Raw genomic sequence first — 15,439 nt, 5'->3', positions numbered from 1 at the left:
TGGCTACTTGGCACCTTTCAAGTATGAACAGGAACTTGCCAAGGCAGCGTAAAAAAGTGTCCGGAAAACTCTTGCCAGATCATCTCCACCCATGTCGCGAAAATGGGACGCCGGTATGATATCGAGATCAATATCCTGCTGGATGATCAATCGCCCTTGTATGACGCCTCTCTGGAAAGGCTGGATGAAGTGCGACACCAGATCAGTAATCGCCTGAAGCTGGATCCGGCAGACCACTGGATTTCGATCAGTTTCACCCAGGATCCGGACTGGCTATAACCTGACACTGTCACGTAAACAGCCTGTCGAGAAAATCCCACTCTGTTTAGACTAAGGATCTATAGAGAGCACAGGTCAAATGATATGAACCTCCTTAGAAACCTTCTGGCCACACTGACCCTAACTTTAGTGGGGGTCGCACAAGCCAGTGAACTCTGGATTGATGTCAGGCGTCCGGAAGAATTCCGGGCAGAGTCCATCCCGGGGCATATTAATATTCCACATACTGAAATTCACACCGGTATCTGGCAGATAATCGAAAATAAGGACACTGTCATTAACGTTTACTGTCAGCGCGGCGTGCGATCTGAAATGGCCAAAAAACGCCTGGAACAAATGGGTTTCACCCATGTGATCAACCGTGGCGGCATAGAAGATGTTAAAATCCTGCAGGATTCCAATTAATACCACCAGCGGTTATGCTGCCTGCACCATGATACGTCGTCCGCTTCAGCGAAGAATGAAGAGAAGGGTACGCGGACCATAACAATAATCATGGCAGGGGGAATAATGATTCAGGTCTTTGGAGATAGCCTGTCTGGTAACTGCTACAAAATTCAGCTGTTGCTGAATCATCTCGCGATTGATCACAAGTGGCGCCCTGTGGATATCCTTAATGGAGACACACACACCGCACAGTTTCTTGAACTCAATGCCAACGGCAAGATTCCGGTTGTGGTACTCGAAGATGGCCGTCTACTGGCCGAATCGAATGCAATCCTGAACTACTTTGCGGATGGTACTGATTATCTGCCCAATGACCGCTACCAACGAGCCAAGGTTCTGGAATGGCAGTTCTTTGAGCAATACAGCCATGAACCCTATATCGCCGTTGCCCGGTTTCTTGCGCGGTATCTGGGCATGCCGGAATCACGACAGGAAGAGTTCCAGTCAAAGCAGGCTGGCGGATACAAGGCGCTGGAAGTCATGGAACAGCAACTGAGTGCATCGCCATACCTTGCGGGTCCAACACTCTCCATTGCTGATATCTCTCTCTTTGCCTACACCCATGTAGCCCATGAAGGTGGTTTCAGCCTTGAGCGGTTTCCTGCCATACGCCGCTGGATTAACACCATCGAATCCCATCCACAGCACGTGCCCATGCAGATCACCGAGCACACCATCTCATAAGGATTAATGAATGAAAATCTGTGTCGAGATTTATGCCAATCGCATGATTCTGACCTCCGATGAACACAGCGTCAGCGTCAACGCCAGCAAGCCATTTACCACCACACGCCTGCTGGTTGGCCACTTTGAACCTGCCGTCAACTGCCTCAAGGCATGTTTACAACAGGCCGGTTTTACAGGTTTTTTCAAACGCGCCCCCAAATTGCATATTATTGCCCGTGAAAAAACGGAAGGTGGTCTCTCGGAAGTCGAAGAACGCTGTATTCGGGAAGTCGGTTTGGCAGCGGGCGCTCGTGATGTGAATGTCAGCACCTCGTAACCCTGACAGGAATCCAGCAGGATTTTCGCAATATTTACGAACTGACAGCGAATGCCCAAGCCGTCGCCATATACTCTGTAAACCTTGCCCAACAGGCGACGAGGGTATGTTGAAGCCGCCAAAAATCCATGATATACGACGATCCAACAATAAATCAGCCCCGGTCATTCCGGGCGTGAACAGGCAGGAGTAAACCGTGTCCCAATCCCTAACTTGGCTCTGGCGCATTAAGCGGTGGTATATCCGTTTCATGCTCGCCTTTCTGGGTCATGCTCTGGCCAAGGCCAGCCGATCCGACTCCATCATCAGTAAGGAACTGGCACCACTGCCGGAAAACTTCTGTTTTGCCATGCGAGTAATGCCAGCAGGCCCCGCCCTGTACATGAAAAAAAGTGGCGGAGGCATGAAGCCGATAACCCGTGAGGCTGCTGGTAAGCCGCATGTGGATATCCAGTTCAAGCACCTTGAGCATGCCTTTTCAACGCTGTCGTTCCAGGAAGGCACAACTGACGCGTTTGCCCGGGAACGTATGATTGTCGATGGCGATATTCCCGCATCGATGCGCCTCGTTCGCTGCTTTGAGCGACTGGAAGCCATGACGTTGCCGAAACTGATCGCCAGACGCATCATGCGTCAATACCCGGCATTGACACTGGGCGAAAAACTATCAGGTGCATGCCGTATCTATCTCGGCGTGTTGGGCGGTTTTGTGTTGGGGTACAAATAAATGAGCAAGGGATACTCAGAATTTTTCAGTCCGGTCAAAATCATCGCCGGTCACAAAGCGTTGGAACATATTCCTTATGAACTGGCCAGCTTTGGCGCCAGCCGACCATTAATCATTACTGATGCCGGTGTTGTACAGGCAGGACTGGTTGAACCGGTCAAACAGTCTCTGCAGGTCAGTGAAGTACCGATTGCCGATATCTTCAGTGATGTGCCACCAGATTCCTCCTCGTCACTGGTCAGCCGGATTGCCGAGGTTTATCGCCTGACAGGGGCTGACGCAATCATTGCGATCGGTGGTGGCTCGGTGATAGATACCTCCAAAGCAGTGAACATCCTGGTTTCAGAAGGCGGCAATGACCTGCTGGCGTACAGCGGTGTTGGCGCACTGACCAAACGACTCAAGCCGTTATTTATCCTGCCAACGACCGCAGGCACCGGTTCTGAAGTCACCAAGGTCGCGGTCATCAAGGATGACGAAACCGGCCGTAAAGTGCCGTTTGGCTCTGCCTTCCTGCTACCTGATGTCGCCGTACTCGACCCACGCATGACACTGACACTGCCGCCCCATATCACCGCCGCCACGGCAATGGATGCCATGACCCATGCCGTGGAAGCCTACATTGGCACCGCAAAGAACCCGTTAAGTGACGCTTATGCCGTCGCAGCAATCAAGACGATTCGTGAATACCTCGGTACTGTGCTGGCTACGCCGGATAATGCAGAGGCTCGCCTGAAGCTGGCAGAAGCGGCCACTATGGCTGGCATTGCCTTCTCAAATTCCATGGTAGGATTGGTGCATGCCATTGGTCATTCCATCGGCGCCATCACACACCTGCCCCATGGTGTCTGCATGAGCCTGATGTTGCCTTATGTATTGGAATACAACCTTGCCACTAGTCGGGAAACCATCGGCGAGCTCCTGTTGCCGGTAGCTGGTTCTGAAGTGTATAGCAATACCCCGGCAGAGCAGCGAGCAGAAACCGCCATTGCCGCCATTCGCACACTGCGTGATGAATTGTTTGGCAAAACCGGACTCCCCCGTACTCTGAGCGAAACCGGCAAAGTCGATAAATCACAGCTCTCCGATATTGCAGGTATGAGTATTGATGATGGCGCGATGCTGTATAACCGCATTGATGCCAGTTACGAACAGGTACTGGCCATCCTGACCAGAGCCTGGGATTAATCTGAATGCTCTGATGTGCTAAACGTCATTGGCAGTCATCCCTGATGGCTGCCAATACATGCAGAACTGAAGTTAATGTTGATTCAGCAATACGATGGCATGCAGAGCAACCACAATAGCAGTCACCCTGCTTCGGAGCGTTAAGTATTTCCATTCAATAACACCGGATAAGGTTTCTTTGTGAATAACCTCAAACAATACAACAAGCAGATACCCCAATAGCAACAATACCAACGCCACTTTACCCAGAAGGAATATCAGTAATAAGCCTGCCCATGACAGTAAGGCAACTACATTGCTCACAATCAATAGCGCAACGCGATGCTCAGCCTGAGGTAAGACCTGGCCCCATAATGCCCCCCCAAGAAAGCTCAGAATAATGGCACTATAGGTGGCAAAAACAATGAATGACGGCAGCCCGGGCAGAGACGAGCCAACATAATCCATTAACGCTCCCAAGAAAAACGGCAGAAGACCAAGATAAGCCAATAGTGTACTGATTCTTTGATTTGTCATACGGCTACCTGATTAACCATTGCAGGTCTGATTATTCTTAATCAATGGGTTACAGCAATTTCTATAGTATCGAGACTGCCACTAATGACAATGGAGAGATAAAACACTTGCAGCATCATAATTCCTCATAATTCATTGATGGTGCTGATCATTCAGCGAACTGGCATTCATTATGCCTGTTATAAACACAGGAATATCGCATGGGAAGACGGGGAGGATAGTTTTTGCTACTGACCACTCTTTTTTCATTTTTCTGATGCTGCCAGACAAAAACAAGCAGCAGACTATCACCACCGCTATGGAGATATGAACCGCCCGATTGCATTATCAGCTATCTAATCATTCCTTCCCAGACTTGAACCCATCCTGCAACTTGCGGTCTGATAACAGTAAGGCAATGTCTTGATTAACACAGGATGAGATTATCCAGCGATGATAAGAGGCTATTTCAGGTTATTACTGTTCTCTGTTTGCCTTCTGACAGGCATTCAGATACCGGGTTTTATCGACCAGTACCAGAAACGCATCGACGCCCATTTCAAAGAAGCGACCAACAACATGAGTGGCTTTCAGGCAACGGCTGACCAGTTCTTCGAAGGCAGTATGCAAGCCCTGATCAACCATTATCAATCGAGTCCTGATCCTGTTTTCACACACGATGCAGACAGTGTCCGGCAGATTTATGATCGATACCTGATGCTGGAAAGAGAACAGGCTGCCCTGAGTCAGCCCTGGTATCGAGTGGCCTTGCATGTCGCATCACGTTACGGCAATGAATTTTTTAACGAAACGTTGTCGTCATTTTCTCACACGATTCCGATGACCTGGCAAGCCATTAGCTGGGGAGTAGCACTTGCCTTCCTTGTCACCATTATCTGTGAAAGTTTGCTTATCACCTTTCTGCAACTCATTGGTGTAAGACGCAAGGTTGCCATGAAGAGAACCGCTTAACCTGAAACTTAACCAATCCGGCAATCAACACTTGCCTGTCACGATGACAGGCTCTTTACTTGAGTCAGTCCTTTCTGCAGGTATGACAAAATGCGCGCGAGTCAACGCATGCTGCTTTCTCTTGCATTCTTTTCCCTGCCCATCTGGTCAGACAGCCAGCAGCCAGACTATGGACCACCGATTAAATTGTCCGAAGCGCGGATGGTCATGAAGGCCGCTGAAGACGTGGCCAGTGCCCAGAACTGGCGTGTTGCCATAGCCATTCTGGATTCAGGCTGCAACCTGGTGCTACTGCAAAAAATGGATAACACGCACCTTGCCGGTTCACGCATCGCACAGGACAAGGCTTACACCGCCTGCGCTTTCCGCATCAGCACTGCAAAGGCGCAACAGACACTGGCTGAAGGGCAAGATGGCCTGCGTTATCTCCAGCTGAATGCAATGACCGCAGTCGAAGGTGGTCTGCCATTACTGCGTAACAACCAACTCATCGGCGCCATTGGGGTTTCCGGGGTCACCTCACAACAGGATGGCATCATTGCCCAGGCAGGAGCTGACACCCTGCGTTAATATGCCACTGATCTTTATTATTACAATGTGACAATGCATGAATTTCTACGACAAGTACTGCCTGCCGCACCTGCTCAACTTTTGTTGCGGATGCAAAGATATTCAAGGATTACGTGCAGAAATTATTCCGGATGCGGCAGGTCGCGTACTGGAAGTGGGGGCCGGGTCGGGTTTGAACTTTCCGTTCTACCGTTCAAATGCCGTCGAAAAGGTCTGGGCCCTGGAACCATCAGACGCTATGCGTACTCTGGCTCAAAAACGTTATCAACAGGCAACTGTCGATATTGAATGGCTGGCACTGCCTGGTGAGGAAATCCCGCTTGAGAACAACAGTATGGATACTGTCATTCTGACGTATACTCTGTGCACCATACCCGACTGGTACTGTGCCCTGCAGCAGATATACCGCGTATTAAAACCGGGCGGACGATTACTGTTCTGTGAGCACGGACGATCACCGGTGACTCGCATCAACCAATGGCAGGATCGCCTGAATCCGCTCTGGAAGAAACTGTTTGGAGGATGTCATCTGAATCGAGCCATTCCTGATTTGATCACTGAAGGTCATCTCAATATCCAAAAGCTGGAGACCCAGTACATGCCATTTGTCCCCAAACCCATAGGGTTCACGTACAGCGGTCATGCCGTAAAAAAACTGCACCACTCGTTTTAACCACTTTTATCCAGCCATTGACGGACAACCAACAAACAGCAATCCTCTTCACAATAATGATAAACAGCGGTGAATGGTTGCCATGAACCTGACTCCCCCTCTGAATACAGCAATACACTCAACGGACGAATGGCTTGCCTCACATGCAAGACTGATTGTAAACAGCTTTCATTCACTGACAGGGCAATCGCTGATCGATACTTCCAGCAATAATCTTGTCACTGCACTGGATACTGCACCGGCAGTCATTGTTTCTCATGGCACACAGGCAGACCCGATTTTCAATTATGCCAATCAACAGGCGCTGCAATTGTTCGAGATGGATTGGACAACCTTTACACAACTGCCATCCCGTTATTCCGCTGAAGCGCCGGAACGGGGAGAAAGAGAACGCCTGTTACAAGAAGTCTCCCAGCACGGTTTCATCAAAAACTATGCCGGCATCAGGATCGCAGCATCCGGCCGTCGTTTTACCATCCATAACGCCATCGTCTGGAATTTGCTGGATGACAAAGGCATTTATCATGGGCAGGCAGCAACATTTTCTGACTGGAAGTACCTGTAAGCTCCACGCTCTATAGTACATTGCCAGCCATGAAATCACGCTGGGCTGTGGTCACTTTCTCAAGATAGCGCCGTGACTCTGCCCGGGGATGGCGTTTGGTCAATGCCCAGTACACCTGAGACGGCTTCAGCTGATTAATTTTGTCTACCGCACGGCCCCTGTCCCGGTCAAAGGTCGCAAACATATTACCCGCGCCACCGTTATAAGCAGAGATGATCGTATATTTTCGTGACAGGGGATCCCGGATTCCCTTGAGATAATGGGTTTCCAGCAGATGGATATAGGCCGTTCCTGTATCAATATTATTATGCGGTTTAAACAGGTAATGCTTGGACGGCTGATCAGACCGATTCTTGATTCGGGTAAAAACATCCTTACCGGCAGTTTTCGGAATAATCTGCATTAGCCCGTAAGCATTCGAGCTACTGACCGCATAAGGGTTGAAGCTGCTCTCAGTCCGGATAATGGCATAGACCAGACTTTCATCCACCCTGTAACGACGGGCATACTGCCGTACCAGGCTGGCATATTGATACTGCCGTTTTTGCAGGTGGTCACGGATCAGGTCAAAATCCACCGCATACACCGTGCCCCGTTTACTCCATTTCTGTGACAGCCTCTTTGCAATCAGGTAATCCGCATAACGGTCTGCGCGCCAATGCCAGCGTATTGGCTGCTTTTCATGATCCAGCACCTGACCATACAGCACCGGCTCCCCACCTAAAGGCACATCACGGGTGCCAAACAGGTCAACAGCCTCTGGCTCATTCGGTGTCAGGAGTGTCAGAACAATCGCGTGATGCAAATCCTTTCGATCAAGGGTCTCGACATGCACCTTACCTTTGTCAAAATCCACAAAAACCCGCGTACGGTAGTTATTGGTGTATTTGACGTATTCCTTACGGGTCGCGTGTTTTTCATCCCCCCAGTTCACCCGTGCCTCTTTTGCCAGCAGGCGAACCAGTGCTTCAAATCCGATAAGGTCTTTCTGGTAATCCCTTCCTGCCGCAATCACCTGGCTGGCCGAACCGGTCTGCTTCGACAACTGGTTTCTGGCATAGCTGGACGCATAATCAGAAGCCTCACGTGTTGTGCAACTGAAGAGTAACGGTGTGAATAACAGTATCCCAATCAGACGGCGGGCATTATGCATGAACAGTTTACATCCCTGTTGCGCAGACTAGCGCATTCGTATCAGGTCAAAGAGAAAAAACGCGGTAATCTAACATGCCAATCATGACGACCAAAATATGTGGCTGCCGTAGCGTATCTGTCTTCAATAAAAGCAATGTACCTGAAACAATAAAACCTGCCCGAAAGCAGGTTTTATTGATATCAGATAAACAACGTCACCCAATGAATAGCATTATTTATTCCCTCGGAGCGTAATCAAATACATCAGAATGTACCCGGCTTTCATCAACCCCAGCTGCGACCAAACCGTCCAGGGTTGTATACACCATGTCCGGAGAACCACTGAGGTAGAAGTGTGCATCTCCCAGCAGCTCCAGGTCGTCAATCACCGCACGATATAGCTGACCATGACGCCCTGCCCAGTCATCTTCTGCTTCGGCTTCGCTGACAACAGGATGGTAATGAAGCCCCCATTCGCTGCTCCATTGCACCGGCAGATGTGGCAGATAAAAGCCGTGCGGACGCCGTACGCCCCAATAAAGTGATACGGGATGTCGATGTCCGTTCTGGTGGGTAAACTCCACCATGCTTTTCATCTGGGCAAACCCGGTACCGGCAGCAACCAGGACGATAGGGGCATCAGGGCAGTCGCCCAAGTGGCAGTTACCGTGGGGCAGGGTTACCCGGATCATCTCACCGGACGACAGGTGTTCAATCACTTGCTGAGCGCGTTCGTGCCCTGGATAGCACTGTACATGCAATTCCAGCTCATTGCGGTTATCACCCGGTGCCGATGCAATGGAATAAGCACAGGGTTCGCCTTCAGGCATAATCACCTGCAGGTATTGCCCCGACTCAAACGACAATGGTTTTCCATCCACCACCAGGTGAACCTGGTAGATGTCTCCCGTCACCTTGTTCAGGTGTTTTACGCGAAAGGCCCGTGTTCTCTGGTCAGGCACGCTGCCCCCTCTGATCTATTACTACTTTGGCGTGATAATAAGGTCGCTAACGTCAGGTATCAACGGCACAATCTATCGGGATATCCTACTTTTACTGTAAGACGACCCTCAACTGGCTGCCAACCAACTCACCGTCCTGATCACTATTTGAATAGTGACGTGTGGCAGAAACTGTCGTTTGAACTAGGCTTTCGACGTTGTCACTCAGAGGACACTTCCATGGGAATCAAGACACTGTGCCTGGCATGTGGTCTGGCTGCGCTGTCCTGCACTGCCTTTGCAGACAGCAACAAGAAGTCAAACGTTCCTCCCAAGCCCATTACTCAATGGACCTGCGCGGATTTTCTGGATATTGAAGATGATTTCCAACCCTATGCGGTTGGCTGGGCCACGGCCTACAGCAAATCCGGCAAACCCGAAGACACGGACTTTGATGTGGATGGCGTCAATACCATTACACCTTACATCGTCACCGTCTGTTCTCAGAACCGTAAAGCCTCATTCTGGGCAAAAGTGAAAGACAAGGTCGAAAAGATGGATGCCGATGTAAAAAAACACATGTAGCAACACCAGGCAGGTGGCAACAGCGCTATCTGCCTGATCCCTTCAGATACGCTCAATTCATCCCATCGCTTTAATCAATTCCCAGCTCATCCCAGATAGCATCAACACGCGCTTTCACATCATCATTCATGCGAATGGCCTGTCCCCACTCACGCTGGGTTTCCCCGGACCACTTATTGGTAGCATCGAAACCGACTTTAGAGCCGAGGCCTGCAACAGGCGAGGCAAAATCCAGGTAATCAATCGGTGTGTTTTCTACAAACACCGAATCCCGCTTCGGATCCATACGGGTGGTCATGGCCCAGATCACATCTTTCCAGTCCCGGGCATTGATATCGTCATCCGCAACGATCACAAACTTCGTATACATGAATTGCCGGAGGAAAGACCAAACACCCAGCATGACCCGCTTGGCATGCCCGGGGTACTCCTTTCGGATTGTCACAACGGCAAGACGATAAGAACACCCTTCCGGAGGAAGGTAGAAATCCACAATCTCTGGAAACTGCTTCTGCAGAATCGGTACAAAAACTTCATTCAGCGCAACACCCAGGATGGCCGGTTCATCCGGCGGACGACCGGTATAGGTACTGTGGTAGATGGGATCACGGCGGTGGGTCATACATTCAACGGTGAAAATCGGGAAGCGCTCAACCTCGTTGTAGTAACCGGTATGGTCACCATAGGGGCCTTCTTCCGCTTCTAACCCAGGCTCGAGATAGCCTTCCAGCACAATCTCCGCGCTGGCAGGCACTTGAAGATCGTTGGTAATACATTTCACCAGCTCGGTTTTAGAACCCCGCAACAGGCCGGCAAACGCATATTCTGACAGCGTATCCGGCACCGGCGTCACAGCCCCGAGAATAGTCGCGGGATCAGCACCGAGCGCTACCGTGACGGGGAAACGTTCACCCGGATGTTTTTCCTGCCAGTCCCTGTAATCCAACGCACCGCCGCGATGTGACAGCCAACGCATAATCAACTGATTACGCCCCAACAACTGCTGTCGGTAAATGCCCAGGTTCTGGCGCTCCTTTAACGGCCCTTTGGTAATGACCAACGGCCAGGTCACCAGTGGCGCCACATCACCGGGCCAGCAGGTTTGTACCGGCAGTTTTTCCAGGTCAACCTCATCGCCTTGCAAAACCACGTCCTGACAAGGGGCCGAGCGCACCACCTTCGGCCCCATGTTCAGGACCTGCCGGAATACCGGAATCTTGGCCAGCGCATCACGGAATCCCTTGGGGGGTTCAGGTTCCTTGAGGTAGGCCAGTAACTTTCCAATATCCCGCAATGCTTCAACATTATCCTGTCCCATCCCCATGGCCACCCGACGGGGCGTTCCAAACAGGTTCGCCAGTACAGGGATGTCATAGCCTTTGGGGTTTTCAAACAGCAAGGCAGGCCCTTCGCGACGGAGTGTACGATCGCTGATTTCCGTCATTTCCAAGTTAGGATCGACTTCAGCGGTAATGCGCTTCAGTTCGCCCTGCTTTTCCAACTGGTCGATAAAGTCGCGGAGGTCGCGGTATTTCATGGAAGGTCACTTCGTCTGTGAACAGTCTGGCGATGATACGACATAAACAAAAGGCCGGTAAAACCGGCCTTTTGTTGCGTTATCCATGCATTACTTGCGCTTCATGGACTGGAAGAATTCCGCATTGGTCTTGGTATGTTTCATACGATCCAACAGGAACTCAATCGCGGCAATCTCATCCATCGGGTGGAGAATCTTGCGCAGGATCCACATCCGCTGCAGCTCTTCCTCGGTGGTGAGCAGATCTTCACGGCGGGTACCGGACTTGTTGATACCGATAGCCGGGAATACACGTTTCTCTGCAATTCGACGATCCAGGTGTACTTCCATGTTACCGGTACCCTTGAACTCTTCGAAGATAACTTCGTCCATCTTGGAGCCGGTATCTACCAGCGCAGTCGCAATGATGGTCAGGCTGCCGCCTTCTTCGATGTTACGGGCTGCACCGAAGAAACGCTTCGGACGCTCCAGCGCGTGGGCATCCACACCACCGGTCAAGACCTTACCGGAGGATGGAATCACGGTGTTATAGGCACGGGCCAGGCGGGTGATGGAATCCAGCAGGATAACGACATCCTTCTTGTGCTCAACCAGACGCTTGGCCTTTTCCAGTACCATCTCGGCCACCTGGACGTGACGTGACGGCGGTTCGTCGAACGTAGAAGCAACGACTTCACCCCGTACGGAGCGAGCCATCTCGGTCACTTCTTCCGGACGTTCGTCGATCAGCAGAACAATCAGGTGACATTCCGGGTTATTCTTGGTGATGTTGGCCGCAATGTTCTGCAGCATCAGCGTCTTACCCGCCTTCGGTGGCGAGACCACCAGACCACGCTGCCCTTTGCCCACCGGAGACACGAGATCGATGATTCGACCGGTCAGATCTTCCGTGGAACCGTTACCCATTTCCATCATCAGACGTTCATTGGGAAATAGAGGCGTGAGGTTTTCGAAAAGGATTTTGTTGCGGGCGTTTTCAGGCTTGTCGAAGTTGATTTCGCTGACTTTCAGAAGGGCAAAATAGCGCTCGCCTTCTTTCGGGGGGCGAATCTTGCCCGATATGGTATCCCCCGTGCGCAGATTGAAGCGGCGGATCTGGCTGGGTGACACATAGATGTCATCGGGACCCGCCAGGTAGGAGCTGTCGGCGGAACGGAGAAAACCGAACCCGTCCTGAAGGATTTCCAGAACACCGTCCCCGTAAATATCCTCACCGCTGCGCGCATGGCGCTTCAGGATAGTAAAAATGACATCCTGCTTGCGTGAGCGGGCAAGATTCTCAAGTCCCATTTCTTCTGCAATTTTCAGCAGTTCAGGGACGCTTTTTTTCTTTAATTCGGTAAGATGCATAACTGACTGTGTGAGTTACTCAGTGAAAGGCGAAATCCGGTTGCTGGTCTATTCGCTGATAAAATGTGTCAGGCTTTCGTTCGATTTATGATTCAGATGAGAATGTTGGCCTGCGGTTCCGACTGGGGCTCTGTGATGCCAGATACTTGCTTGCCGGAAAGCGGCTTCAGCGATGGTCGATTAATTCTAAATCTAACACTGTCTACAAAGACCGTCCAGCATCCATCCGATAATTTTTTACGTTTTTTAGCCAGAACCAAGGGACGGGGCAAGAATAGCAGGGAAAACGCCCAGCGACCAGTCGTAACGACACTGATCGCCGGTTTCAAACGCCGGGAATCAGGCCAGATTGCTGTCCAGAAACGCTGTCAGCTGGGACTTTGACAGTGCACCGACCTTAGTCGCTTCGACAGCACCATTACGGAACAGCATCAGGGTCGGGATGCCGCGCACACCGTACTTCGGCGCAGTGGCTTCATTTTCATCAATGTTCAGTTTACAGACCTTCAGCTTGCCATCGTACTCGGCGGCGATCTCTTCCAGCACCGGGGCAATCATCTTGCAGGGGCCACACCATTCAGCCCAGTAGTCAACCAGTACTGGCATCTCGGCCTTCAGAACCTGCTCCTCAAAGGTGGCGTCCGTGATATTGACAATCTCGCTCATGGATACAGACTCCTAACAATCAAGAAAATTCACAAGAGCGCAATCATAGCACTGGCCTGTGACAGTGATAAACCCTTTGCCCACTGCCTGGATCATACCCTGATTTATGCCCTGCATTATCTGACTGCCTGGTTAGTGCTGTCCCCCTCTTTGGAGACATCTGGTATTCTTCATCCATTACCCGAAGTGACTGATAACCCATGACAACACCCGATGTCACCCATGCCGAAAACCAGCCGCTCGTGGCGGCCATAGACCTCGGCTCCAACAGCTTTCATATGATTGTGGCCCGACAGGATCACAATGAAATCCGCCCGGTTGAGCGCCTGGGGGAAAAAGTCCAGCTCGCCGCCGGTATTGATGAGCAGGGGTTGCTGACTGATGAAGCCATGGAGCGGGGTCTCGCTTGCCTGCGCAAATTTGCCGAATACATTGACGGCATGGCTTCCGAGAATATTCGCATTGTAGGCACCAACGCCCTGCGCAAAGCCAGAAACAGTGACACCTTTGTTCGCCTGGCTGAGCAGGAACTGGGGCACCCCATCGACATTATTGCCGGACGCGAGGAAGCCCGGCTTATTTATCTTGGCGTGGCACAGACCTACTCCGATGATAACGATCGTCGTCTGGTCGTTGATATCGGTGGCGGCAGTACTGAATTTATCATCGGCCAGCGCTTTGAGCCCAAGCTGCTGGAAAGTCTGCACATGGGCTGCGTAAGTTATACCCACCAGTACTTCCCTAATGGCAACCTCAGTGAGAAACGTTTCCGGGAGGCGTATTACAGTGCCCGCTTGGAATTGATGAACATTGAGAAAACCTATCGACATGAAGGTTGGGTGGAGGCCATCGGTTCTTCGGGTTCCGTTAAATCGGTACACGGTATTCTGGCTGAACAGGGTATTGATCGCATCACACGGGATGGACTGAAAAAGTTAAAGCGGGACGTACTGCAATTCCGAAAAGTCGAACGGGTCCATTTCCCGGGACTGAAACCCGAACGTGCAGCCATATTCCCTGCTGGACTGGCGATACTCACCGCCGTTTTCGACAGTCTGGCTATCGACAGCATGGATTACTCCGATGGCGCACTGCGCGAAGGCGTGCTGTACGACCTGGTGGGTCGCCAGAGCCATGAAGATGTCCGCGAACGTACCATCAGTGCATTGATGACACGCTACCATGTCGATGAGGAACAGGCCCGCCGTGTCAGAAAGCATGCGACACTACTATTTCAGCAGGTGGCTGATGACTGGAAACTGAATGAGCAGGATCTCAAGCTCCTGCAAGGCGCAGCCCTGCTGCATGAAATCGGTCTGGATATCTCCCATATCCAGTTCCACCGCCATGGCGCCTATATCATCCGCAACGCTGACCTGCTCGGTTTCTCAAGCCGCGAACAGCAACAACTGGCCATGCTGGTAAGAGGTCACCGACGGACGTTGCCGCTGCAATCGCTCTACCAGCTGCCGCGCGCCGAATTCACCCGTCTGCTGCGATTAATGATCCTGCTTCGCCTGGCCATTCTGTTAAACCAGATTCGTACCGATCGTCTGCCGGACATTGAGCTACAGGTGAAAGACCGCCAGATGACGTTACAGTTTCCGGAAGAATGGCTGGACAAACGTTCACTGACCAAAACCAATATTGAGCATGAGCGTGAGTACTTACAGCGTGCAGGTTACAAGCTGAAATACCTCTGATGGCAGTATTAAAACACCTAAATCAGATTATGATCGAACAGTAAAACAGTTTAGATTTACTGTTCGACCTCTTTTCCTATTCATACCCTTCCTGTTCATCTTGGATTTCCTCTATTTCCAATGATTCACCAGTAGCTCCCTCAATCTGAGGTAACTGTACTTCCTGCAGGATTGGTGCATGTTGCTCTTCCCACCAATCAGGAAAGCTACGGTAAGGCTTAAGGTAACCAAGTTTATCGCATATACATCCAAGATACTCCTCTTTGCGCCCCATATGGCTCACCACAACCCTCTGATTCAATTGAAAAAAAGCCTCTAAAAAATTCAACATTCCATCTATTTGTGAAAGTAACTCATGTAGAGGCTTAATTATTAAAGGCGCTTTTCTTAAGCGCTCTTTATCATCATCCTCTTTTCTTACCAATCCCTCTCTAACACAAAGAAATAGCTTATTTATTTCCTTAAAACCATCAACAATCGGCTGCAACCCCTGCTCAAAGCCATAAGTTTCAACATCAACGCGGCGGTGTTTTTGTTAATAGTGGATTGACCATATAGCACTATAATGACGGTGTAATGTCCCATAGCGCCCATAAATATGGGA

Annotated in this window: 19 protein-coding genes; 12 read left to right on the top strand and 7 right to left on the bottom strand. The window is 50.8% G+C overall.

Going from position 1 to position 15,439, the window contains the following annotated elements; translation table 11 throughout:
* Positions 1 to 102: 102 nt before the first annotated feature.
* The 6 genes from ABD892_RS15750 (at position 103) to ABD892_RS15725 (ending at position 3,644) form a co-directional block, all read left to right on the top strand.
* Positions 103 to 279 carry a hypothetical protein gene (locus ABD892_RS15750; protein ID WP_345196852.1) on the top strand — a complete coding sequence of 59 codons (177 nt, stop codon included), beginning with the start codon at positions 103 to 105 and terminating at the stop codon, positions 277 to 279.
* Positions 280 to 363: 84 nt separating this feature from the next.
* Positions 364 to 684 (top strand): rhodanese-like domain-containing protein, encoded by a 321-nt coding sequence (locus tag ABD892_RS15745; RefSeq protein WP_345196851.1) that lies wholly within the window; start codon positions 364 to 366, stop codon positions 682 to 684.
* A 105-nt stretch (positions 685 to 789) separates the two neighbouring features.
* Positions 790 to 1,410 (top strand): glutathione S-transferase family protein, encoded by a 621-nt coding sequence (locus tag ABD892_RS15740; RefSeq protein WP_345196850.1) that lies wholly within the window; start codon positions 790 to 792, stop codon positions 1,408 to 1,410.
* Positions 1,411 to 1,420: 10 nt separating this feature from the next.
* Entirely contained in the window at positions 1,421 to 1,729 is a 309-nt protein-coding gene (locus ABD892_RS15735; protein ID WP_345196848.1) for a hypothetical protein, read from the top strand.
* 196 nt (positions 1,730 to 1,925) lie between these two features.
* The gene (locus tag ABD892_RS15730; protein ID WP_345196847.1) at positions 1,926 to 2,456 is read left to right on the top strand and encodes a hypothetical protein; all 531 of its coding nucleotides are present in this window, start codon (positions 1,926 to 1,928) and stop codon (positions 2,454 to 2,456) included.
* On the top strand, positions 2,457 to 3,644 hold the full coding sequence (locus ABD892_RS15725) for an iron-containing alcohol dehydrogenase (RefSeq protein WP_345196846.1): 1,188 nt from the start codon (positions 2,457 to 2,459) through the stop codon (positions 3,642 to 3,644).
* A 72-nt stretch (positions 3,645 to 3,716) separates the two neighbouring features.
* Here ABD892_RS15725 and ABD892_RS15720 read toward each other — a convergent pair whose 3' ends face one another.
* Positions 3,717 to 4,160 carry a DUF3429 domain-containing protein gene (locus tag ABD892_RS15720; RefSeq protein WP_345196844.1) on the bottom strand — a complete coding sequence of 148 codons (444 nt, stop codon included), beginning with the start codon at positions 4,158 to 4,160 and terminating at the stop codon, positions 3,717 to 3,719.
* 432 nt (positions 4,161 to 4,592) lie between these two features.
* Between ABD892_RS15720 and ABD892_RS15715 the strand changes: the two genes are divergently transcribed.
* From ABD892_RS15715 to ABD892_RS15700, 4 genes are all read left to right on the top strand, one after another.
* Positions 4,593 to 5,111: a DUF2937 family protein gene (locus tag ABD892_RS15715; protein WP_345196843.1), complete on the top strand. Its 519-nt coding sequence runs from the start codon at positions 4,593 to 4,595 to the stop codon at positions 5,109 to 5,111.
* Positions 5,112 to 5,201: 90 nt separating this feature from the next.
* A complete protein-coding gene (locus tag ABD892_RS15710; protein ID WP_345196841.1) occupies positions 5,202 to 5,681 on the top strand; it encodes a GlcG/HbpS family heme-binding protein in 480 nt (159 codons plus the stop codon).
* Positions 5,682 to 5,718: 37 nt separating this feature from the next.
* Positions 5,719 to 6,354 (top strand): class I SAM-dependent methyltransferase, encoded by a 636-nt coding sequence (locus tag ABD892_RS15705; protein WP_345196840.1) that lies wholly within the window; start codon positions 5,719 to 5,721, stop codon positions 6,352 to 6,354.
* Between the two features lie 82 nt (positions 6,355 to 6,436).
* Positions 6,437 to 6,919, top strand: coding sequence for an MEKHLA domain-containing protein (locus ABD892_RS15700; RefSeq protein ID WP_345196839.1), 483 nt, complete (start codon positions 6,437 to 6,439; stop codon positions 6,917 to 6,919).
* A gap of 10 nt (positions 6,920 to 6,929) precedes the next feature.
* Here the strand turns inward: ABD892_RS15700 and mltC are convergent, their stop codons facing one another.
* Positions 6,930 to 8,072 (bottom strand): membrane-bound lytic murein transglycosylase MltC, encoded by a 1,143-nt coding sequence (gene mltC, locus ABD892_RS15695; RefSeq protein ID WP_345196838.1) that lies wholly within the window; start codon positions 8,070 to 8,072, stop codon positions 6,930 to 6,932.
* 217 nt (positions 8,073 to 8,289) lie between these two features.
* On the bottom strand, positions 8,290 to 9,015 hold the full coding sequence (locus ABD892_RS15690) for an FAD-binding oxidoreductase (protein ID WP_345196837.1): 726 nt from the start codon (positions 9,013 to 9,015) through the stop codon (positions 8,290 to 8,292).
* A gap of 219 nt (positions 9,016 to 9,234) precedes the next feature.
* Between ABD892_RS15690 and hdeA the strand changes: the two genes are divergently transcribed.
* Complete coding sequence (gene hdeA, locus ABD892_RS15685; protein WP_345196836.1) at positions 9,235 to 9,579, top strand: acid-activated periplasmic chaperone HdeA; 345 nt, start codon at positions 9,235 to 9,237, stop codon at positions 9,577 to 9,579.
* 70 nt (positions 9,580 to 9,649) lie between these two features.
* Here the strand turns inward: hdeA and ubiD are convergent, their stop codons facing one another.
* The 3 genes from ubiD to trxA form a co-directional block, all read right to left on the bottom strand.
* Positions 9,650 to 11,116: a 4-hydroxy-3-polyprenylbenzoate decarboxylase gene (ubiD, locus tag ABD892_RS15680; RefSeq protein ID WP_345196835.1), complete on the bottom strand. Its 1,467-nt coding sequence runs from the start codon at positions 11,114 to 11,116 to the stop codon at positions 9,650 to 9,652.
* Between the two features lie 90 nt (positions 11,117 to 11,206).
* Positions 11,207 to 12,466 carry a transcription termination factor Rho gene (rho, locus tag ABD892_RS15675; protein WP_345196834.1) on the bottom strand — a complete coding sequence of 420 codons (1,260 nt, stop codon included), beginning with the start codon at positions 12,464 to 12,466 and terminating at the stop codon, positions 11,207 to 11,209.
* Positions 12,467 to 12,805: 339 nt separating this feature from the next.
* The gene (gene trxA / locus ABD892_RS15670) at positions 12,806 to 13,132 is read right to left on the bottom strand and encodes a thioredoxin TrxA (protein WP_345196833.1); all 327 of its coding nucleotides are present in this window, start codon (positions 13,130 to 13,132) and stop codon (positions 12,806 to 12,808) included.
* Positions 13,133 to 13,332: 200 nt separating this feature from the next.
* Here trxA and ppx point away from each other — a divergent pair, with 200 nt between their 5' ends.
* Positions 13,333 to 14,835, top strand: a complete 1,503-nt coding sequence (ppx, locus tag ABD892_RS15665; protein ID WP_345196832.1) for an exopolyphosphatase — start codon at positions 13,333 to 13,335, stop codon at positions 14,833 to 14,835.
* A 76-nt stretch (positions 14,836 to 14,911) separates the two neighbouring features.
* Here ppx and ABD892_RS15660 read toward each other — a convergent pair whose 3' ends face one another.
* The gene (locus tag ABD892_RS15660) at positions 14,912 to 15,322 is read right to left on the bottom strand and encodes a hypothetical protein (protein ID WP_345196831.1); all 411 of its coding nucleotides are present in this window, start codon (positions 15,320 to 15,322) and stop codon (positions 14,912 to 14,914) included.
* Positions 15,323 to 15,439 lie beyond the last annotated feature (117 nt).

The organism is Kistimonas scapharcae (genome assembly GCF_039540975.1).
Taxonomy (GTDB): Bacteria; Pseudomonadota; Gammaproteobacteria; order Pseudomonadales; family Endozoicomonadaceae; genus Kistimonas; species Kistimonas scapharcae.
The sequence above is the reverse complement of the archived record's forward strand: the minus strand, read 5'-3'. Positions and strand labels throughout refer to the sequence as shown.